The following is a 20,744-nucleotide window of genomic DNA, read 5'->3' on the forward strand; positions in this document are numbered from 1 at the left end:
GCTGGCCCGTGATCGCGGGCGTCGACGACGTCCCCCGTCGTGCTCGCGGCGGCGGGGCTACCCGAGCCGGTCTGCCGAAGGCGGTCGGTCGACTGCCCCGACAGCGTAGCCATCGGTCTGTTCCTCGCACAGCGTAAGCACCATGGAGGCCAATTTCTCCGGATCGTGTACATGGGTGCCCGGCTGCGCGAGGTCGCCCACGTGCAATCGGGCGCCGAACAGTGCGGCGGCACGCTCCACGTGGTCGCGTTCGCGCCCGGCGGGTGCCGAACCGGCGTCGACGATGACGTCGTCCACGCGGAAGTCGTCGGCGTGGGCGTGCAGCACGTGCAGGTGTCGTTCGACCGAGAAGCCGCTGGTCTCACCGGCTTCCGGCGCGAGGTTGACGAACAGCATCCGGCGGGCGGACGTCGCCTTGAGGGCGGCGAGCTGCTCGGGCACGAGGACGTGCGGGATGACGCTGGAGAACCACGACCCGGGGCCGAGCACCACGAGATCGGCGGCGGCGATCGCCTCGACGGCCTCCGGACACGCCGGCGGATCGGGCGGGAGGAGACGAACGCGTCGCACGGTGCCCGGTGTCGTGGCGACCGCTACCTGCCCGGCGATGCTGCGGCTGATCCGCGGATCGGCCTCCAGCCCGGAGACCTCCGCCTCGATGTTCAGGGGCACCGCCGACATGGGGAGCACGCGTCCGGGGACGCCGAACAGCTCCATCACGGCGTCGAGGGCGGTCACGGGGTCGCCGAGTTCCTCGGTGAGGCCCGCGAGCAGCAGGTTGCCCACCGGGTGTCCGGCGAGGGCGCCACGGCCGCCGAATCGGTGCTGCAACAGGGCCACCCAACGGTCCCGGCCACCGGCCGGTTCGTGCTCGCCGCCTGCCGACATCAGCGCCGCGATCGCCATCCGCAGATCACCGGGCGGGATGACCCCGAGTTCCGAGCGCAACCGGCCCGACGACCCGCCGTCGTCGGCCACGGTGACCACCGCGGTGACCTCGTCGCTGAGTCGTCGCATGGCCGTCAGGGTGGCGTGCAGACCGTGTCCGCCACCGAGCGCGACGACCTTGCCGATCCCGCTGCTCATTCGCGTCCCAGGTCGCGGTGGACCACCCGGACGGCGAACGCGCGGCCCTCCGCGGTGTCGGCGACGTCGGTGTCCGCGCCGGAGTCCGGTGAGTCCGCGGTCGCGACCGACAGCCGTGTCCGCAGCTGTTCGGCCATCGCCACGCTGCGGTGCATGCCGCCGGTGCACCCGACGGCGACGGTCATGTAGCGCTTGCCCTCTCGCTCGTATCCCCGGGCCGTGAGTCGGATCACGCGCTCGAAAGCATCGAGGTAGTCCGACGCGCCGGGTTGGCCCAGCACGTAGTCCGAGACCGGCGACTCCAGGCCGTTGTGGTCGCGCAGTTCGGGCACCCAGTAGGGGTTGGGCAGGAAACGCACATCGGCGACGAGATCGGCGTCGATGGGCAGCCCGTACTTGAACCCGAACGACTGGAACGCGATCCGCACCTCGGTGGTCGACGGCTGGGCGAACGCGTTGTCGACGATGCGGCGCAGCGCGGTGACCGACAGATCGGAGGTGTCGACGACCAGATCCGCCGTCTCCGACACCTTGGCCAGCACGGCGCGCTCACGCGCGATCGCCTCGATCAGGGTTCCGTTGTCCTGCAGTGGATGCGAGCGGCGGACCTGCTCGAAGCGACGCACCAGCGCGGCGTCACCGGCGTCGAGGAACAGCAGTCGCGGGTGCTGACCGAGGGCCTCGAGCTCCTCGCGGACGTCGGACACCTCGGCGCTGAACGACTCCGCGCCCGCCCGCATCACCAACGCGAGTCGGGTGATCGACGGGTCGTCGCTCTGCGCCACACCGACCATCTGGGTGATCAGCGACGCCGGGACGTTGTCGGCGACATACCAGCCGAGGTCCTCGAGCAGTTTCGCCACCGTGCCACGACCGGCACCGGACATCCCGGTGACGAGCAGGACGTCGATCTGTCGTCCGGTCGTCGCGCCGGGCACCATGTCGGTGTCGGACGCGGGGTCCCGGTCAGCCATCACTGTTCCCATCTGTTCGCGAATCCTGTGTCCGCTCGGTCGATCCTGCCTGCTGCGGCTCCGACGCACCGGATGAGGCCTCGACCACCGGGCCGGCGAGAGCCATCTGTACGGCCTTCGCGGTGGACTGACCGATCCCCGGCACGGTCGCGATCTCCTCGATCGACGCGTCGCGGAGCCGGGCGACCGAACCGAAGTGCGACACCAACGCGGCCCGACGGGTCTGGCCGAGTCCCGGCACACCGTCGAGGACCGAGGCCGTCATCCGCTTGCTGCGCTTGCTGCGATGGAAGGTGATCGCGAACCGGTGCGCCTCGTCGCGCACCCGCTGCAGGAGGAACAACGCCTCACTCGTGCGCGGGAAGATCACCGGGTCCTCGTCGTCGGGGACCCAGACCTCCTCGAGACGTTTGGCCAACCCGATCACCGCGACGTCGGTGACGCCGAGCTCGCTCAACACCTGTGCCGCGGCGCGGACCTGCGGGCCGCCACCGTCGACGACGAACAGGTTCGGGGGGTAGGCGAAGCGGCGCGGTCGGCCGGTGGCCGGGTCGATCGACGCCTCGGGGGCGAGATCTCCCCCGTTGTCGGCGGGGTCGGCGGTCGCGCCGGGCGCGGGCACCGGACCACTCTCGAGCACCACACCGGCGTTCGGTTCGGCGTCGGAGCGGTAGCGCAGGAACCGGCGTCGGGTCACCTCGGCGATCGATGCCACGTCGTCCGAACGCCCGTCGCCCGCAGCCTCTTTGATCGCGTAGTGCCGGTAGTCCGACTTGCGGGGCAGGCCGTCCTCGAAGACGACCAGCGAGGCGACGACATCGGTTCCCTGCACGTGCGAGATGTCGATGCACTCGATCCGCAACGGCGCGATGTCGAGTCCGAGGGTCTCCTGGATCTCGGTGAGGGCCGCCGACCGGGTCGTCAGGTCCCCCGCCCGGCGCAGCTTGTGCTGGGTGAGCGCCTCGCCAGCATTGCGTTCGACGGTCTCGAACAACGCCTTCTTGTCGCCGCGTTGCGGGACGCGCAGGTCGACGTTCGACCCGCGCAGCCCGGACAGCCACCGGGTGAACTCGGGGGCGTCGGGCGGGAGCACCGGCACCAGGACCTCGCGCGGTACCGGCTCGCTGCCCTCGTGGTCGGAGTCGACGCTCACCGTCGCGTCCTGATCGACCTGGGCGCCGTAGAACTGGGTCAGGAACTGCCCGACCTGCTCGGCCAGGTCGGGGGTGTCGTCGTCGGAGTCGGTGGTCGCGTTCAGCACGTCGGTGCGTTCGACCACCCACCCACGCTCGCCCCGGACGCGACCGCCGCGGACGTGGAAGATCTGCACCGACACCTCGAGCTGGTCGGCCACCATCGCGACGACGTCGGCGTCGGTGCCGTCGCCGAGGACGACGGCCTGCTTCTCCAGGGCCCGACGCAGGGCGCCGACGTCGTCACGCAGACGTGCGGCACGCTCGAAGTCGAGATCGGCAGCCGCGGCTGCCATCTGGTTGTCGAGATGCTTGATCATGCGGTCGGTGCGGCCGGCGAGGAAGTCGCAGAAGTCCTGGACGATCTCGCGGTGCTCGACCGCGTCGACCCGTCCCACGCAGGGCGCGGCGCACTTGTCGATGTAGCCCAGCAGGCACGGGCGGTCGATCTGCCGGTGACGTTTGAACACCCCGGCCGAACACGTCCGGGCCGGGAACACCCGGGTCAGCAGATCGAGGGTCTCGCGGATGGCCCAGGCGTGCGAGTACGGGCCGAAGTAGCGGACACCCTTGCGCCGCGGTCCGCGGTAGACGAACAACCGCGGGTACTCCTCGTTCAACGTGACCGCGAGCATCGGGTACGTCTTGTCGTCGCGGTAGCGGACGTTGAACCGCGGATCGAACTCCTTGATCCAGTTGTATTCGAGCTGCAGCGCCTCGACCTCGGTACCGACCACCGTCCACTCGACGGACGCGGCGGTGGTGACCATCCGCCGTGTGCGCGGGTGCAGCGTGGACAGGTCGGCGAAATACGAGGTGAGCCGCGAGCGGAGGTTCTTCGCCTTGCCGACGTAGATGACGCGGCCATAGGTGTCCCGGAACTTGTAGACGCCGGGGTGGACCGGAATGCTCCCCGGCGCCGGGCGGTACGTGGTCGGATCGGGCACGCGTCCAGGTTAGTACGGCCCACAGACGTGCCCGACTTGTTAGCGTCGGCGGATGAAGGTGCACCCCCGTCCCGTCCGCAGCGTGGCCGTCCTCGCCGTCGCCGCCATCGCCCTGACCTCGGCCGCGTGCGGCGACGACGGCTCCACCGCGTCCGGGCCCGACTCGGGGACGTGTACGAATGTGGCCAACGGGACACCGATCGCGGCAGCCTCGGCCACCGCGGGGGCACCGGCGAGCCGCGACATCGCCACCAACCCGGAGGTCGCCACCGGCTACCGGACGCAGATGACGCCGGTGCGCACCGGGTCGTACTCGGTGGTGACCGCGAACCCCCTCGCGACGAAGGCCGCCTGCGACGTCGTCCGCGACGGTGGCAGCGCCGCGGACGGGCTCGTCGCCGCGCAGGCCGTGCTCGGTCTGGTGGAGCCGCAGGCCACCGGGATCGGCGGCGGTGCGTTCCTCGTCTACTACGACGCGGCGTCGAGATCGGTGCAGGCCTACGACGGTCGCGAGACCGCACCGGCCGCGGCGACCGGCGACTACCTGCGTCACATCAGCCCGACCGAGCGCACCGAACCAGTCCCCTCGGCGCGCGCGAGCGGACGGTCCATCGGTACGCCGGGCGTGCTGCGGATGCTCGAGATGGCGCAGTCCGACCACGGCGTGAAGAAGTGGGGTGACCTGTTCTCCCCCGCCGTGCGGCTGGCCGACGACGGGTTCGCCATCAGCCCGCGGATGGCGGCCGCGATCGCCGACAGCAGAACCGATCTGGTCGCCGACCCGGAGGCGAAGGCCTACTTCCTCAACCCCGACGGGACCCCCAAGGCCGCGGGCACGACGCTGAACAACCCGGCCTACGCGAAGTCGCTCGGGGCGATCGCGAGCGAGGGACCCGACGCGTTCTACACCGGCGCGATCGCCCGCGACATCGTCGACAAGGTCGGGTCGACCGCCGGCGGTATGACGCCCGGACTGACCACCCTCGACGACCTGGCCGGTTACCGCGCCCGCAAGCGGGAGTCGCTGTGCACCACCTACCGCGGTCACGTCCTGTGTGGCATGCCGCCGCCCTCGTCCGGCGGCATCACCGTCGCGTCGGCGATGGGGATCCTGTCGAACTTCGACCTGGCCTCGATGGGCCCGCGCGAGAGGGACCGCAACGGCGGTGTGCCGACCGCACAGGCCGTGCACCTGATCTCCGAAGCCGAGCGGCTCGCCTACGCCGATCGCGACAAGTACGTCGCCGACACCGATTTCGTCCCCCTGCCGGGCGGTTCACCCGCGGCGCTCACCGACCCCGCCTATCTGAAGAAGCGTGCGTCGCTGATCGATCCGAACCGCTCGATGGGCGAGGCGGAGCCGGGTGACTTCGGACCGGTGCCCGCCGGTGTCGTGCCGACACCGGAGCACGGGACCAGCCAGATCGTGGTCATCGACAAGAAGGGGGACGCCGCCTCGATGACGACGACGGTCGAGTCCGCGTTCGGGTCGTTCCACATGGTCGACGGGTTCATCCTGAACAATCAGCTGACGGACTTCTCCGCCGACCCGGTCGACGAATCCGGTGCGCCCGTGGCCAACCGGGTGGAGCCGGGCAAGCGACCGCGGAGCTCGATGTCGCCGACCCTGGTCTTCGACGCCGCCGACGGTGGCCGCGGGGATCTCACCGCCGCGGTGGGCTCGCCCGGTGGTTCGGTGATCATCCAGTTCGTCATCAAGACCCTCGTCGGGATCCTCGACTGGGGGCTCGATCCGCAGCAGGCGGTCTCCGGTGTGGACTTCGGTGCCGCCAACAGCCCGACCACGAACGTCGGTGGTGAGCACCCCGGCGTCGACCCGACCGACAACGGTGACCGGGATCCCCTGGTCCTCGCGCTACGGAAGATGGGCCATCAGGTGTCGGTCGCCGACCAGTCGTCCGGACTCGCCGCGGTCGTCCGCGACCAGGACGGGTGGATCGGTGGCGCCGACCCCCGCCGCGAGGGAGAGGTCATGGGCGACACCCGCTGATCATGATTGCTGGCTGTGTGGAAAGCGCCATCGAGTGTGCTGACGACGGCACGCGAGATTCGACGAGACGACGCACACTCGATGCGCGCTTTCCGCACCGTCAGCGGCTTTTCGTCACGTGAGCCGACCATCTGCACTGATCAGCGTCGGCGCACTCGACGGGCTCGACAAACCCTCTAGGCGCGATATCTCTCGAGGAGTTCGCGGACGGTGTCCATGGCCTCGACCGCGCGGATGCCGTCGTTGGCCTGGATGGCCATCACCGGGACATGCTCGTAGGCAGGCAGTTCGAGTCGGGCCCAGTGGCCGGAATCGGGGTACCAGATGCCCTCGACGTCAGCCCAGTCGAAGACGCGCTCCCCCAGGATGTTCCGCACCGCGACACCGGATGCGCCGACACGAATTCTGGGCAACGTGAGGGTCATGATTGCGCCACCGAGCACGACGCCGATCATCGCGAGACCGATCTGATCGGTGATGCGGAACCGCACGCCGGTGTCGGAGACCCGCAGCAGGATGCCGACGGCCACGTGGGCGATGACGAACAGCGCCGCCACGATCGTCGCGTAGCGCGCGGTCCGCCGACTCCGATAGGTGAAGTCCCATTCGGTCGAGGTGGAGGCATCCATCGGACGGGTCACCGGGGTGGGAGCTTCGCGAGCTCTGTCAGGGTGATCGCCGAGGCCAGCGCTGCGGTGGCCGCCTGTGCGCCCTTGTCCTCGAACGAGTCCGGCAGCCCGGCGCGGTCGAGCGCCTGCTGCTCGTTCAGCGTCGTGAGCACACCGTTGCCCACCGGGGTGCTCTCGTCGAGCGACACCCGGGTCAGCCCCGCGGTCACCGCGTCACAGACGTACTCGAAATGCGGTGTCTCGCCGCGGATGACGACCCCGAGCGCCACGACCGCGTCGTGCGTGCGGGCCAGTGCCTGCACCACGACCGGCAGCTCGATCGCCCCGGCCACCCGCACCACCGTCGGCGACTCGATCTTCGCGGTCTGGGCGACGCGCAGGGCGCCGTCGAGCAACGCGGTACAGATGGTGGCGTGCCACTGCGACGCGACGATCGCCAGCTTCAGGTCCGACGCGGCGGCGAGTTCGACGGTCGGTTCGCCCGCCCCGCTCACGCCGACGTCCCGCCCGCGTTGGCGGCCGAACCCGCGACGTCGTCGAGGCCGATCAGGTCGTGGCCCATCCGGTCACGCTTGGTACGCAGGTACCGCAGGTTCTCGGCGTTGGGACGTACCGGCATCGGGACCCGCTCGGTGATGTGAAGTCCGTATCCGTCGAGCCCGACCCGCTTGGCCGGGTTGTTGGTGAGCAGGCGCATGGAGCTGACGCCGAGGTCGACGAGGATCTGCGCGCCGAGTCCGTAGTCGCGGGCGTCGGCGGGCAGTCCGAGTTCGAGATTCGCGTCGACGGTGTCCGAACCGCTGTCCTGGAGCTGGTAGGCCTGCAGCTTGTGCAGCAGTCCGATCCCCCGGCCCTCGTGTCCCCGCATGTAGAGCACGATGCCGCGTCCTTCAGCGGCGACCATCTCCATCGCCGCGTCGAGTTGCGGTCCGCAGTCGCACCGCAACGAGCCGAAGACGTCACCGGTGAGACACTCCGAGTGCACGCGCACCAGGACGTCGTTGCCCTCGCCGTCGGGCCCGGGGATGTCGCCGAGGACGAGCGCGATGTGCTCGACCTCGTCGTAGATGCTGGTATACCCGACAGCGCGGAAGGTGCCGTGCCCGGTCGGGATACGCGCGTCGGCCACCCGGACGACGTGCTTCTCGTGCCGGCGACGCCACGAGATGAGGTCGGCGATGGAGATCAGCGCGAGGTCGTGCTCGTCGGCGAAGACCCGCAGTTCGTCGGTCTGGGCCATCGCGCCGACGTCTTTCTGGCTGACGATCTCGCAGATGACGCCCGCGGGTGCGAGGTCGGCCATCCGCGCGAGGTCGACCGCGGCCTCGGTGTGGCCGGGACGTCGCAGCACCCCGCCCTCCTTGGCGCGCAGCGGGACCACGTGCCCGGGACGGGTGAAGTCGTTGGCGGTGCTCTCCGACGAGGCGAGCAGGCGCATGGTCGCGGCCCGGTCCGAGGCGCTGATACCGGTGCCGATGCCCTCGCGGGCGTCGACGGTGACGGTGTAGGCGGTCCCGTGCTTGTCCTGGTTCACCGAATACATCGGCGGCAGGCCGAGACGGTCGCAGTCGGCGCCGTCGAGCGGCACACAGAGGTAACCCGAGGTGTAGCGGACCATGAACGCCACCAGTTCGGGCGTGGCCTTCTCGGCGGCGAAGATGAGGTCGCCCTCGTTCTCGCGGTCCTCGTCGTCGACCACGACGACGGCCTTGCCCGCTGCGATGTCGGCGACTGCGCGCTCAACGGTGTCGAAGATCGTCACGATGCAACCTCGTCGTTCTGCTGGGAGACGGTGGGGTGGTTCTGGGTGGCCGTGAGCCGCTCGACGTACTTGGCGATCACGTCGACCTCGAGGTTGACCACGGTGTCGACGGTGACGGTGCCGAGTGTGGTCATCGCCAGGGTGGTCGGGATCAGCGAGATCTCGAACCAGGACAACTCCGCTCCGGGCTCGGATATGCCCGAGACGGTCAGGGAGACACCGTCGACGGTGATCGATCCCTTCTCGACGATGTAGCGCGAGGTGGCCGCGTCGATGCCGATGCGGATGACGGTCCAGTTCTCCGACGGGCTGACCGACGACACACGACCGACGCCGTCGACGTGGCCCTGCACGATGTGGCCGCCGAACCGACCACCTGCGGCCATGGCGCGCTCCAGGTTGACCGGCGCGCCGGCGTCCAGGGACGCGAGGCTGCTGCGGCGCAGGGTCTCGGCCATCACGTCGACGGTGAAGTCGTCGGCCGCGGGCTGGTCGACCACGGTCAGGCACACGCCGTTGACGGAGATCGAGTCCCCGTGTCCGGCGTCGCTGGTGACCAGGGGGCCGCGCACGGTGAACCGCGCCGCGTCGACGAGGTCCTCGCGCGAGACGACGGTCCCGCGCTCTTCGACAATTCCGGTGAACACCAATGCTCCTCGAGTCGTCACGACCCAGGGCGATACGAACGCGGAATCCACCGCGGTGCGTTCTCTCTCATCCGGACTATGACCGTCGGCTCCGGAGTCACACCGGATCTGCTGACCCCGTCCCTCCGACCGGTCGGTCGATGGTCCGGGCGCTCGCGGGCTTCGCCGATTTCTCGTCGTCACCGCCGGTGGGGAATCACACCCCGCCCTGAGAACTTCTCCCTCGACGCTAGCACAGCGCGAACCGCACACCGCGCGCCCGCGACCGGCGAAAACGCCGGTCAGGGGGTTGAGGTCAGGGTGATCAGAACGTCGTCGCCGAGGATCTCCAGCCCGGAACGGACGAATCGGTGCGCGTCGGTCAGCGTCTGCACCGAGTGGTCGTCGACCGCGGCGGCCCCGCCCCCCAGGATCGTCGGCGCGAGATAGACCTGGACTCGGTCGACGAGTCCCGCGGCGAAGAACGCGCCGAGGATCGTCGGCCCGCCCTCGACCTGCACGTGCAGTGCGTCGTCGAGCGCGCTCAGGACCGCGACGGGGTCGTGCCCGGGGACGTGGACGGTCGGGGCATCGGGTCCCAGGATCCGCGCGCCGGACGGGATGGGCCGGTTGCCCAGGACCACCCGGACCGGTTGGTGCTCGCGCAGGGTGCCGTCGGGGAACCGCGCGGTCAGCGTCGGGTCGTCGCGCAGGACCGTGCCGGTACCCACGACGATCGCGTCGAGTTCACCGCGATCGACGTGGACGCGCTCGCGCGCGCCGGAGCCGGTGATCCACTGGCTGGTCCCGTCCGGTGCGGCGATACGGCCGTCCAGGGTCGCCGCGATCTTGGCGGTCACGTGCGGCCGAGAAGTCCGCTGCCGGAACAGCCATTCGCGTAAGGGGCCGTCCCTGACGACATCGGCGAGCAGCCCCGCCTCGACCGCGGTCCCGGCCGAGCGCAGCGTCGTCGCTCCCCCACCCGCCCCCGGGTTCGGGTCGTCGACGGCATAGATCACCCGGGACACGCCCGCGTCGAGCAGCGCGCGGGTGCACGGACCGGTGCGGCCGGTGTGATCACAGGGCTCGAGGGTCACCACCGCCGTGGCGCCCCGGGCGCGATCACCGGCATCGCGCAGGGCCATGACCTCGGCGTGGGGGCCGCCGACGGGTTGGGTGTGTCCGCGTCCGACGACGACGCCGGTGTCGTCGACGATGACTGCGCCGACCGGCGGGTTGGGCGAGCTCACACCCCGCGCCCGCAGGGATTCGGCGATGGCCTCGCGCATCGCCGACTCGTGGCGTCGCGGGCCGCCGGTGATCATTGTCAGCCGCGCGCGGCGAGTGCCTGCGCGCGCAGTTTCGACACCGCGACCGCGGGATCGGCGGCGCCGTAGACCGCGGAACCCGCGACAAAGCAGTCGACCCCGGCCTCGGCGGCCTGCTCGATCGTGTCGGCGTTGATGCCGCCGTCGATCTCCACGAGAAGTCGTAGCGCGCCCGAGTCGATGCGTTTGCGGATGGTCCGGACCTTCTCGAGCACCTCCGGCATGAAGGACTGTCCTCCGAAACCCGGTTCCACGCTCATCACCAGCAGGGTGTCGAACTCGGAGAGGATCTCGAGGTAGGGATCGAGGTCGGTGCCCGGCTTCAGGCTGAGCCCCGCCTTCGCCCCGGCGGCGCGGATGTCCTTGGCGACGGCGATCGGGTCGTCGGTGGCCTCGGCGTGGAAGGTGACGTTGTGGGCGCCGGCCTCGGCGTACGGCGGCGCCCAGCGGGCGGGGTCCTCGATCATCAGGTGGCAGTCGATCGGGATCTCGGTGGCCTTGAGCAGGCTCTGCACCACCGGCAACCCGAGGGTGAGGTTCGGGACGAAGTGTGCGTCCATGACATCGACGTGCAGCCAGTCGGAGTCGCCGACCGAATTGGCCTCGGCGGCCAGGTTGGCGAAGTCGGCGGAGAGGATGGACGGCGCGATCATCGGCTGGGCCGGACGGTCGAGAGACATGGCCGGAAGTCTATGCATCGCCTGCACGGCGAACTCCACCCCCGCGTGTCGCCCGCTGCGCCGACCGTCGGATCCCCCGCGATGTCACGGTCGGGTCAGCGCCGCCAGGAACATCGCGTCGGTGCCGTGCACATGCGGCCAGAGCTGGACGTACGGGCCGTCGCCGAGGTCGTCGACCGGCACGAGGGGGCGGGCGTCGAGGGTGCGGGCCAGTCCGTCGGCGACCACCGACTCCACCACGCCGACGGTCTCGGCCGGGTGCGGCGAGCACGTCGAGTAGATGACCACACCGCCGGGCCGGATCAGTTGAAGTGCGGCGACGAGCAGTTGGCGTTGCAGCGCCACGAGTTCGGGGACGTCGGACGGCGTGCGTCGCCACCGGGCCTCGGGGCGTCGACGCAACGAGCCCAGACCGGTACACGGGGCGTCGACCAGCACGCGGTCGTATCCGGGGGGCAGGCCGCTGTCACGGCCGTCGGCGACGTGCACGGTGACCGGCAGTCCCTTCACCGACGTCCGCACCAGTTCGGCACGGTGCTCGGACGGCTCGACGGCGTCGAGGTCGGCGGCGTCGATCTCGGCGAGGGCACCGATCATGGCGGCCTTCCCGCCGGGACCGGCGCAGAGGTCGAGCCAGCGACCGGTGTCGTCCCCCTCGATCGGGGCGACGGTGACCGCACGGGCCACCAGCTGACTGCCTTCGTCCTGCACGCCGGCCATCCCGTCGCGCACGGCGTCGAGCTTGCCGGGGTCGCCGCCGGGCAGATAGACGCAGTACGGGGAGAACGCCCCGACCTCTCCCCCGGTCGCCAGCGCGAGTTCCTCGGCGCTGATCAGACCCGGACGCGCGGCGAGGTGCACGATCGGTCGTTCATCGTCGGCCGCGAGCGCCGACTGCAGTTCACCCGCGCGCACACCGCCGTCCGGACCCGCCAGGGCGTCGGCGAACACCTGCGCGATCCAGCGCGGATGGGCGTAGCGGAACGCGAGATGACCGACCACGTCGTCGGCCATCGACGGCGCGAGCTCCTCGGTCCACAGTTCTTCGTCGCGCTGGGAGATCTTGCGCAGCACCGCGTTACAGAATCCGGCCGGGCCCTGACCCGCCTCGCTGCGGATGAGGTCGACCGATGTCGACACCGCCGCGTGCGCACCGATGCGGGTCCGCAGCAGCTGGTAGGCCCCGAGGCGCAGCACGTCGAGGACCGGACCGTCGATCTCGTCGACCCGTCGCCCCGCCGCCGAGGCGATGATCGCGTCGAGGACCCCCGTCGCCCGACAGGTGCCGTAGGCGAGCTCGGTGGCCAGTGCCGCGTCGCGGCCGGTGATACCCCGGTCGCGCAGCAGTTTCGGCAGCACGAGGTTGGCGTAGGAATCCCGCTCGCGCACCGCACGCAACACGTCGCGGGCGGCCTTGCGGACCGGGTCGACAGCCTTGTCGCGGACGTGCGCCGGGCGGGTCATCCGACCACCCCGTCGACTGGTCCGGATTGCAGTGTGAACGCGCAGTAGCGGTGGATCATGACAGCACCGCGCCGGATGCGAGGTGTGCGCCGCGGGCCCAGTCGGCCGCGGCCATCGGCTTCTTCCCGGGCGGTTGCACCGTGCTCAGCCGCACCGGGGCGGAGCCGGTACCCACCAGCACCGACTTCTTCGACACCGCGAGCGCGCCCGCGGGCAGCGGTTCGCCGTCGGTCGTGGTGACGGGGCCGATCTTCAAACGGACTTCTCCCAACTCGGTCCAGCTACCGGGAGCCGGTGTGGCCGAACGAATCTGACGATCGACGATGTGTGCGGGCCGATCCCATCGGACGCGCGCGTCGGCGACGTCGATCTTGGGTGCGAAGCTGACCCCGTCCGTGGGCTGTGAAAGTCCCACGAGCTCGCCGCGCTCGATCCCGTCGAGGGTCGAGACCAGCAGGTGCGACCCGTGCTCGGCCAGCCGGTCGAGGAGGTCGCCGCTGGTGTCGGTGGGGCGGATCCGCTCGGTGAGTGTGCCGAACACCGGCCCGGTGTCGAGGCCCGCCTCGATCTGGAAGGTGCTGGCGCCGGTGATCTCATCGCCCGCGGCGATGGCGGCCTGGACCGGGGCCGCGCCTCGCCAGGCCGGCAGGAGCGAGAAGTGCAGGTTGATCCACCCGTGCCGCGGCAGATCGAGCAATGCCTTCGGCACCAGCGCCCCGTAGGCGACGACGGCACAGCAGTCCGGCGCCCAATCGGTCAGCGACGCGACCGCATCCGGCTCGGACAGTCGGCGCGGCGTGATCACCTCGATGCCCGCCTCGTCGGCCAGCGTCCCCACCGGGGACCGCAGCACCTTGCGCCCACGGCCGGATTCGGCATCGGGTCGGGTGATCACACCGACGACCTCGTGATCGGGCGAGTCGATGAGCCGGCGCAGCGACGCCACGGCGGGATCAGGGGTTCCCGCGAAGACAATTCTCATGCCGACTCGTCGGGCTCGTGGATCCACGTCGTCGGGTACGCACCGGGGTCATCGCTGCTGGTGACGCCCGCGGCGAACCATTCCGATTCACGCACCGCGCGCATCGCGCCCTTGCGGATCGCCGGGTCGAGGCGTTGCAGGAACAGCACGCCGTCGAGGTGGTCGGTCTCGTGCTGGATTGCGCGGGCGACGATGTCGTCGGCGGTGAAGTGCAGTGGGGTGCCGTCGCGGTTGACGCCGCTGACCGTCACGACCGCGGCGCGGGTGCAGGAGGCCTGGATCCCCGGGATCGACAGGCAGCCCTCGGCGCCGGTCTGGGTGTCGTCGCCCTCGGCCGACCAGACCGGGTTGACGATGTGGCCGCGCATCCCGCCGCAGTTGAACACGAAGACCCGGGATTCGACACCGATCTGCGTCGCGGCGAGACCAGCGCCGTTGTGTCGGTCCATCGTCTCGAACATGTCGTCGATCAGACGGCCGAGTTCGGGGCCGAAATCGGATACCTCGGACGCGCGGGTGCGCAGCACCGGATCGCCGAACAACCGGATGGGCACCACCGACACGTCTGGATCCTCTCCCTCGGTCCCGGCGCAGTGGTGCACCGGGCGCGTACGAGTCTATGGGCTCGACCGGGCGCGTATCGACGCCGATCGTCCCGGCGCCGACGTCAGCCGATCGTCGGCGGGTCGACCTGTACCCGCAGCGCCCCGGCGTCGTGGTGGGTGGTGCGCGCGATCTGCGCGTCCCGGAGCGCCCGGACGAGCGCTCGGCCCTCGGACCGCTTGACGCGCAACAGGATTCGCGCGACATCGCCGCCGTCGACGGTGCGATCGGCGCCCGCGGGCGGTCGGGCGTCGGGCGGGAGGTCGACCGGTCCGAGTACCTCGCCGCCTGCGGGCAGGGCCACCGAGTCCGCGAACGCGGCGATCGACGTCGCCGAGCCGTCGACCGACGCCATCGTCACCGCCGGCGGTAGTCCGAGTTCGGCGCGCTGTCGCACCTCGTCGGCGGCGAAACCGACCGCGTCGAACCGGATGGCGGCCTGGACCACCGGGATCCCGGCGTCGGCGACGATGACCGCGGTCCCGTTGTCGGCCGCCGAACGGACCAGGGTGATCGCGGCGAACCAGCGGCGCAGGGTCTGCTCGCCCGCGCGGAGGTCGGGCCGGTCCATCTGCGCCCACGTGTCGAGGAGCACGGCCGCGCCGTACCCGCCCTCGGCGACCGGTTCGGCCCCCGGGGTCGCGACGACCACACGCGCACCGGTGGGAACGGTGTCGACCATGTGGTCGCCGCCGGAGGTGATCACCGGGACACCCGCGAACGCCTTGCCCAGTTCCTCGGCGGTGCGTCGCGAGCCGGAGGTGAGGGCGCGCAGGTGGGTGTCGCCGCACTCGGCGCACCGGAACGACGACTCGTGGTGTCCGCACCACCGACAGGTGATCCGGACGGGTTCGCCGCGGGCGGTGGGACCGTCGGCGTACATCGGACCGCGACAGCGGCGGCAGCGGACGCGGGTGCGACACCGCTCACAGGCCAGTGACGGGTGGTAGCCGCGTCGCGGCACGCTGATGAGTACCGGCGTCTGCGCGGCCAGCGCGGCACGGGCCGCGTCGAAGGCGATCTCCGGGATGCGCGCGATCCGGGCATTGGGGTCGCGGGAGACGCGGCGGTCCTCGTCGCTGATCGCGAGGATCCGGGGCGCGTGGGCGCGGACGGTCGACCGGTCGGCGACCAGGTCGTGCATCCATCCGGAGTCGACCAGGGTCTGCGTCTCGGCGGTACGGGTCAGTCCGCCGATCACGAGCGCACACCCGCTCTCGGCGGCGCGCAGGACGGCGACCTCCCGCGGATGCGGATAGGGCGCGCGGGGTTCGGTCAGGCTGTCGTCACCGTCGTCCCAGACGACCATCAGGCCCAGGCGGTGTACGGGGGCGAAGGCGGTGCTGCGGGTGCCGACGACCACCGTGGCGGTTCCGCGCAGCACCCGCAGCCACCGGCGGTAGCGCGCGGCCGGCCCGAGACCGGCGGACAGGGCGACCACGGTGTCGCCGAGCACCTCACGACACGCGCGCTCGACGCGGTCGAGGTCGCGTTGGTCGGGGACGACGATCAGGACGCCGTGGCCGGAGCGCACCGCGTGGGTGGCCAGTTCGGCCAGTCGTCGCGACCAGTCCTCCCCCGGAAGCGCCTGCCACGCGGCGCGGCCGGGTCCGCCGGCACCGACCACGCCGGTGAAGGACTCGGCGTTGCGGTAGCGCGCCCACCCGGCCGGGTCCGGTTCAGCGGGCACCGACCCGTCCGCGGTCGTGGTGTCCGTGGTGGTGTCGGGGGCCTGCTCGGTCCGTCCGTGTCGTGGGGGGATGGCCAGGCGGAGGACGTCGGTCATCGTGCCCGCGTACCGGTCGGCGACCGCGCGGCAGAGCGCGGCGACCTCCGGGGTCAGGACAGGTTCGGGTGACACCACCCGATCGAGCCACCCCAACTTGCCCGGGTGCTCGCTCGTCTCGAGGCGCTCGAGGACGTAACCGTCGACGAGGCGCCCGGAGAACCGGACACGCACGCGCGCACCGGGAACCGCGGCCTCGTCCTGGTCGGCGTCGACCTGGTAGTCGAACGGCCGGTCCAGGTGTGCGAGACCCAACATGGGGAGCACGGACGCCACCGGCCGATGAGCAGCGGGCGTGCGGGTGGCAGCGCGTGCGCTCATCGATCGGTGGCGTCTGTGTGGATGGTGATCAGACGGACCGTCGTGACGGTCCGGGTCGTCACAGGCCGGCGGCCGCCTTCAGCTTGTCGGCGCGGTCGGTGTTCTCCCACGGGAGGTCGATGTCGGTACGACCGAAGTGACCGTAGGCCGCGGTCGGCGCGTAGATCGGACGCAGCAGGTCGAGGTCGCGGATGATCGCACCCGGACGCAGGTCGAAGACCTCGGCGATCGCGGCCTGGATCTTGGCCGGGTCGACCGTCTCGGTGCCGAACGTCTCGACGAACAGCCCGACCGGGGCGGCCTTGCCGATCGCGTAGGCGACCTGGACCTCGATGCGCTGTGCCAGACCGGCGGCGATCGCGTTCTTGGCCACCCACCGCATCGCGTACGCCGCGCTGCGGTCGACCTTCGACGGGTCCTTGCCGGAGAAGGCGCCGCCACCGTGACGGGCCATGCCGCCGTAGGTGTCGACGATGATCTTGCGGCCGGTCAGGCCGGCGTCGCCCATGGGGCCACCGAGGACGAACTTGCCGGTCGGGTTGACCAGCAGGCGCACGTCGGAGGTGTCGAGCGTCGGGAGGTCCAGATCGGCCAGCACGGTGTCCACGACGTGGGTCTTGATGTCGGGGGTGAGCATCTTGATGAGGTCGATGTCGGCCGCGTGCTGGGTCGACAGGACGACGGTGTCGAGACGGACCGGCTGGTCGCCGTTGTACTCGATGGTGACCTGGGTCTTGCCGTCGGGACGCAGGTACGGCAGCGTGCCGTTCTTGCGGACCTCGGTGAGACGACGCGAGAGCCGGTGGGCCAGCGCGATCGGGACCGGCATGTACTCCGGGGTCTCGACGGTGGCGTAACCGAACATCAGGCCCTGGTCGCCGGCACCCTGCTTGTCGATCTCGTCGGTCTCGCCGTCGACGCGCGCCTCGTAGGCGTTGTCGACACCCTGCGCGATGTCGGGCGACTGCGCGCCGATCGCGACGTTGACGCCGCACGAGGCGCCGTCGAAGCCCTTGGACGACGAGTCGTAACCGATCTCGAGGACCTTGTCGCGCACGATCTTCGGGATGTCGGCGTAGGCGGAGGTGGTGACCTCACCGGCGACGTGGACCTGGCCGGTGGTGACCAGCGTCTCCACCGCGACGCGGGAGTGCTTGTCCTGCTCGAGCAGCGCGTCGAGGATCGAGTCACTGATGGCATCGCAGATCTTGTCTGGATGGCCCTCGGTGACCGATTCGCTGGTGAAGAGCCGGGAGGCTCCGGTGAGACGGTGGCCGGAACTGGTCATCATTTCCTCTCGAGATTGCACGGGAGTGGCAGGTGGTGGTGACGGCAGGTGTGTACCCGCAGGTGTTCGTGTGTCCCCCGAGTAACGATTGTTCAAGGTACACATACCGGTGGCGGATCGGTGACCTGGCCAGCCGGTGCGAGGTCGATCCTCAGCTACATCGATCCTCGGGTAGTAGATCGGTGACGGCGTCCAGTATTCGGCTCGCCATGAGTGTTTTCGATCCGAGCGGCAGTGCCGTCTCGGTTCCGGTGGCCGCCAGCAGCCAGCCGGTGTTGTCGTCGGTGCCGAACGCCTTGCCGTCACCGACCGCGTTCACCACCAACAGATCACACCCCTTGCGCGCCAACTTCTCCCGACCGTGGTCGAGCACTCCCCCGCTGGCGTCCCCGGTCTCGGCGGCGAACCCGACGATGACGGTCGACGCGGCGACGTCACCCGCGGTGCGCGCGGCCACGAGGGTGCGCAGGATGTCGGGATTGGTGGTGAGTTCGATCGGGGCGGGACCGGCCGCGCCCTTCTTGATCTTGGAGTCCGCGACGCTGACGGGACGGAAGTCGGCGACCGCGGCCGCCATGATGACGACGTCGGCCTCGTCGGACCGCTTGGCGATCTCCTCGGACATCTGGGCCGCGGTCACCACCGGGATCAACTCGACCCCCGAGGGGACGGCCAGTTCCGCCGTGGCGCCGGCGATCAGCGTGACCGTCGCGCCCCGATGGGACGCCGCGCGGGCGAGCGCGAACCCCTGTTTGCCGCTGCTGCGGTTGCCGAGGTAGCGGACGGGGTCCAACGGTTCGCGGGTGCCGCCGGCCGTGATCAGGACCCGCGTGCCGCGCAGGTCGTAGGTCAGCGCGTCGGGGTCGCTGAGCAACACCTCACCCATCAGGGCGATCTCCGACGGGTCGGGCAGGCGGCCCGCGCCGGTGTCCTTGCCGGTGAGTCGTCCCGACGCCGGTGTCATGACGACACCGCCGCGTGCGCGGATCGTCTCGACGTTGTGCTGGGTGGCCGGGTGCTCCCACATCTCGGTGTGCATCGCCGGGGCGTAGAGCACCGGGCACCGCGCGGTGAGCAGGGTCGCGCTGAGCAGGTCGTCGGCACGACCGGTGGCCGTGCGGGCCATCAGGTCGGCGGTCGCGGGCGCCACGATCACCAGATCGGCCTGCTGTCCGATGCGGACGTGCGGGACGTGCTCGACGTCGTCGAACACCTCGGCGCTGACCGGGTTGCCGCTCAGCGCCTCGAGCGTCGCGGCCCCGATGAACTCGAGGGCGGCTCGCGTCGGGATGACCCGGACGTCGTGACCCGCCTCGGTGAAGTGCCGGATGACCGAACAGGTCTTGTAGGCGGCGATGCCGCCACCGATCCCGACGACGATTCGCCGCGACGTGCCACTACCGCTCACGCCGCCTCGTCCCGCTCACCGCGAATGGGACTACTCGCCTTCGGTGTGCTCGAGCAGATCGGCGTGGATCTCCCGCATCGCGATCGAGAGCGGCTTCTCCTGCATGCCCGGCTCGACCAGGGGGCCCACGTACTCCAGGATCCCGTCGCCGAGCTGGTTGTAGTAGTCGTTGATCTGGCGGGCGCGCTTGGCCGCGTAGATCACCAGGGCGTACTTCGAGGAGGCACGCTCGAGCAGCTCATCGATGGGCGGGTTGGTGATGCCCAACGGGGTGTCGTAAGCCGGGGCGTCGGCGATGTCGGTCGGTTCGACGCTGGTCTGACTGCTCACGCAAAGTCCTCACTTCGTACTGTCTGTGACATCTCGTCGGTCGAAACGCACTGTTCAGGCGGGTGTACACAACGGTTGCCGATCACGGCGTCCGGGAATCCTCACGCCCGACCAGCAAGCTTACCAAGTTTTGTGCCACCCGGTCGACATCGTCGTTGACGATGACGTGGTCGAACTCGTGCGCGATGGCCAGTTCGGCCCGCGCGGTCTCGAGCCGGCGCTCGATCACCTCGGCGGTCTCGGTGCCTCGTCCGGTCAGGCGTTCGACCAACACCTCCCAGCTGGGCGGGGTCAGGAACACCGTGATGGCGTCGGCGAGTCGGGCCTGCACGGCGCGGGCACCCGCGATGTCGACCTCGACCAGGACGGGCGAGCCGGCCTCCAGGGCCTCGAAGACCGGTCGTGCGGGTGTTCCCGACCGCTGCAGGCCGCCGTGGATCTCGGCCCACTCCAGCAGGTCCCCGTCGGCGATCATCTCGGCGAAGCGATCGGCGCCGACGAAGTGGTAGTCGCGACCGTCCACCTCACCGGCCCGCGGGGCCCGGGTGGTGGCCGAGACGCTGAAGACGAGGTCGGGCATCAGCTCGCGCAGGCGTCGCACGACGCTGGACTTGCCGACGGCGGAGGGGCCGACCAAAACAACCAGTCGACCCCTCCGAACGTCTGAGCTCAGGGCGTTCAGCCCTGGTCGAACTTGGCGAGCAGCGCCTTGCGCTGACGGTCGCCCAGGCCGCGCAGGCGGCGGGTCGGTGCGATCTCGAGCTCGGTCATGATCTCCTGAGCCTTGACCTTGCCGACCTTGGGAAGGGCCTCGAGCAAGGCGGACACCTTCATCTTGCCCAGGATCTCGTCGGACTCTGCGTCCTTGAGCACCTGCTGCAGATCGGTGCCGCCGCGCTTGAGCCGCTCCTTGAGCTCCGCGCGCACTCGGCGAGCGGCAGCCGCCTTCTCCAGAGCAGCAGCGCGCTGTTCAGGGGTCAACTGGGGAAGGGCCACGGGTTCCTCCGTATTCGTAGAACATGAGTCTTGTCGGAGCTGCGTTTCCGCAGCGTCTGCGACCGTACCGACGTGAACAGGGATTTGCGAGTCCCACCCCGGCATTTGTGCAGTACGGACGGTGTTGTAGGCGCACGGGTGTCGACCGGACGGATTTTCCGGCCACCGCACCCGAATCCGGTCTTCGGATCACGAGAATGGCTGTGCGACAACGGAAAACGGAGGCAGTGGCGATCCCTGCCGGACCGACCCGGGCGGGGTGCTGATGTGACGGATGTGACGCGTGTGCCGAAACCCCTCCGATGGATTCTCGTCGGGTGAGTCGAGCGT

Annotated in this window: 19 protein-coding genes and 1 riboswitch; of the genes, 1 reads left to right on the top strand and 18 read right to left on the bottom strand. The window is 70.3% G+C overall.

Translation table 11 applies throughout. The annotated features are described in order from the left end of the window. Nucleotides 1–57: 57 nt before the first annotated feature. From LX13_RS21015 to uvrC, 3 genes are read right to left on the bottom strand one after another with little or no spacing between them, the layout of a single operon-like run. The gene (locus LX13_RS21015; protein ID WP_253663266.1) at nt 58–1,086 is read right to left on the bottom strand and encodes a gluconeogenesis factor YvcK family protein; all 1,029 of its coding nucleotides are present in this window, start codon (nt 1,084–1,086) and stop codon (nt 58–60) included. Continuing rightward, nucleotides 1,083–2,060: an RNase adapter RapZ gene (gene rapZ, locus LX13_RS21020; protein WP_372499982.1), complete on the bottom strand. Its 978-nt coding sequence runs from the start codon at nt 2,058–2,060 to the stop codon at nt 1,083–1,085. The genes LX13_RS21015 and rapZ overlap by 4 nt, the downstream gene beginning before the upstream one ends. After that, nucleotides 2,053–4,200, bottom strand: a complete 2,148-nt coding sequence (uvrC, locus tag LX13_RS21025; protein WP_253663267.1) for an excinuclease ABC subunit UvrC — start codon at nt 4,198–4,200, stop codon at nt 2,053–2,055. Before uvrC ends, rapZ begins: the two co-directional genes overlap by 8 nt. Before the next feature lie 52 nt (nt 4,201–4,252). Between uvrC and LX13_RS21030 the strand changes: the two genes are divergently transcribed. Next, complete coding sequence (locus tag LX13_RS21030; RefSeq protein WP_253663268.1) at nt 4,253–6,211, top strand: gamma-glutamyltransferase family protein; 1,959 nt, start codon at nt 4,253–4,255, stop codon at nt 6,209–6,211. Nucleotides 6,212–6,387: 176 nt separating this feature from the next. Here the strand turns inward: LX13_RS21030 and LX13_RS21035 are convergent, their stop codons facing one another. The 15 genes from LX13_RS21035 to mihF form a co-directional block, all read right to left on the bottom strand. After that, entirely contained in the window at nt 6,388–6,840 is a 453-nt protein-coding gene (locus LX13_RS21035; RefSeq protein WP_253663269.1) for a PH domain-containing protein, read from the bottom strand. An 8-nt stretch (nt 6,841–6,848) separates the two neighbouring features. Continuing rightward, complete coding sequence (ribH, locus tag LX13_RS21040; protein ID WP_253663270.1) at nt 6,849–7,334, bottom strand: 6,7-dimethyl-8-ribityllumazine synthase; 486 nt, start codon at nt 7,332–7,334, stop codon at nt 6,849–6,851. After that, entirely contained in the window at nt 7,331–8,602 is a 1,272-nt protein-coding gene (locus LX13_RS21045) for a bifunctional 3,4-dihydroxy-2-butanone-4-phosphate synthase/GTP cyclohydrolase II (protein ID WP_253663271.1), read from the bottom strand. The genes ribH and LX13_RS21045 overlap by 4 nt, the downstream gene beginning before the upstream one ends. Then, nucleotides 8,599–9,249 carry a riboflavin synthase gene (locus LX13_RS21050; protein WP_253663272.1) on the bottom strand — a complete coding sequence of 217 codons (651 nt, stop codon included), beginning with the start codon at nt 9,247–9,249 and terminating at the stop codon, nt 8,599–8,601. Before LX13_RS21050 ends, LX13_RS21045 begins: the two co-directional genes overlap by 4 nt. A gap of 55 nt (nt 9,250–9,304) precedes the next feature. After that, nucleotides 9,305–9,469: riboswitch (FMN riboswitch) on the bottom strand. 61 nt (nt 9,470–9,530) lie between these two features. Next, nucleotides 9,531–10,553, bottom strand: coding sequence for a bifunctional diaminohydroxyphosphoribosylaminopyrimidine deaminase/5-amino-6-(5-phosphoribosylamino)uracil reductase RibD (ribD, locus tag LX13_RS21055; RefSeq protein ID WP_253663273.1), 1,023 nt, complete (start codon nt 10,551–10,553; stop codon nt 9,531–9,533). Between the two features lie 2 nt (nt 10,554–10,555). Next, the gene (gene rpe / locus LX13_RS21060) at nt 10,556–11,236 is read right to left on the bottom strand and encodes a ribulose-phosphate 3-epimerase (protein WP_253663274.1); all 681 of its coding nucleotides are present in this window, start codon (nt 11,234–11,236) and stop codon (nt 10,556–10,558) included. Nucleotides 11,237–11,320: 84 nt separating this feature from the next. Beyond that, a complete protein-coding gene (locus LX13_RS21065) occupies nt 11,321–12,700 on the bottom strand; it encodes an RsmB/NOP family class I SAM-dependent RNA methyltransferase (protein ID WP_253663275.1) in 1,380 nt (459 codons plus the stop codon). A gap of 55 nt (nt 12,701–12,755) precedes the next feature. After that, the gene (fmt, locus tag LX13_RS21070; RefSeq protein ID WP_253663276.1) at nt 12,756–13,682 is read right to left on the bottom strand and encodes a methionyl-tRNA formyltransferase; all 927 of its coding nucleotides are present in this window, start codon (nt 13,680–13,682) and stop codon (nt 12,756–12,758) included. Beyond that, nucleotides 13,679–14,245, bottom strand: a complete 567-nt coding sequence (gene def / locus LX13_RS21075) for a peptide deformylase (RefSeq protein ID WP_253663277.1) — start codon at nt 14,243–14,245, stop codon at nt 13,679–13,681. The genes fmt and def overlap by 4 nt, the downstream gene beginning before the upstream one ends. 104 nt (nt 14,246–14,349) lie before the next feature. Continuing rightward, entirely contained in the window at nt 14,350–16,392 is a 2,043-nt protein-coding gene (locus LX13_RS21080) for a primosomal protein N' (RefSeq protein ID WP_253663278.1), read from the bottom strand. Between the two features lie 58 nt (nt 16,393–16,450). Continuing rightward, nucleotides 16,451–17,680 carry a methionine adenosyltransferase gene (gene metK / locus LX13_RS21085; protein WP_253663279.1) on the bottom strand — a complete coding sequence of 410 codons (1,230 nt, stop codon included), beginning with the start codon at nt 17,678–17,680 and terminating at the stop codon, nt 16,451–16,453. 151 nt (nt 17,681–17,831) lie between these two features. Further along, nucleotides 17,832–19,088 carry a bifunctional phosphopantothenoylcysteine decarboxylase/phosphopantothenate--cysteine ligase CoaBC gene (gene coaBC / locus LX13_RS21090; RefSeq protein ID WP_253663280.1) on the bottom strand — a complete coding sequence of 419 codons (1,257 nt, stop codon included), beginning with the start codon at nt 19,086–19,088 and terminating at the stop codon, nt 17,832–17,834. A gap of 30 nt (nt 19,089–19,118) precedes the next feature. Then, nucleotides 19,119–19,418 (bottom strand): DNA-directed RNA polymerase subunit omega, encoded by a 300-nt coding sequence (rpoZ, locus tag LX13_RS21095; RefSeq protein ID WP_188492523.1) that lies wholly within the window; start codon nt 19,416–19,418, stop codon nt 19,119–19,121. An 82-nt stretch (nt 19,419–19,500) separates the two neighbouring features. Then, nucleotides 19,501–20,100, bottom strand: coding sequence for a guanylate kinase (gene gmk, locus LX13_RS21100; protein ID WP_253663634.1), 600 nt, complete (start codon nt 20,098–20,100; stop codon nt 19,501–19,503). After that, a complete protein-coding gene (gene mihF / locus LX13_RS21105; RefSeq protein ID WP_188492521.1) occupies nt 20,097–20,414 on the bottom strand; it encodes an integration host factor, actinobacterial type in 318 nt (105 codons plus the stop codon). Before mihF ends, gmk begins: the two co-directional genes overlap by 4 nt. Between the last annotated feature and the right edge of the window lie 330 nt (nt 20,415–20,744).

The sequence above is a fragment of the Williamsia maris genome, from assembly GCF_024171815.1.
GTDB classification, from domain to species: domain Bacteria; phylum Actinomycetota; class Actinomycetes; order Mycobacteriales; family Mycobacteriaceae; genus Williamsia_A; species Williamsia_A maris.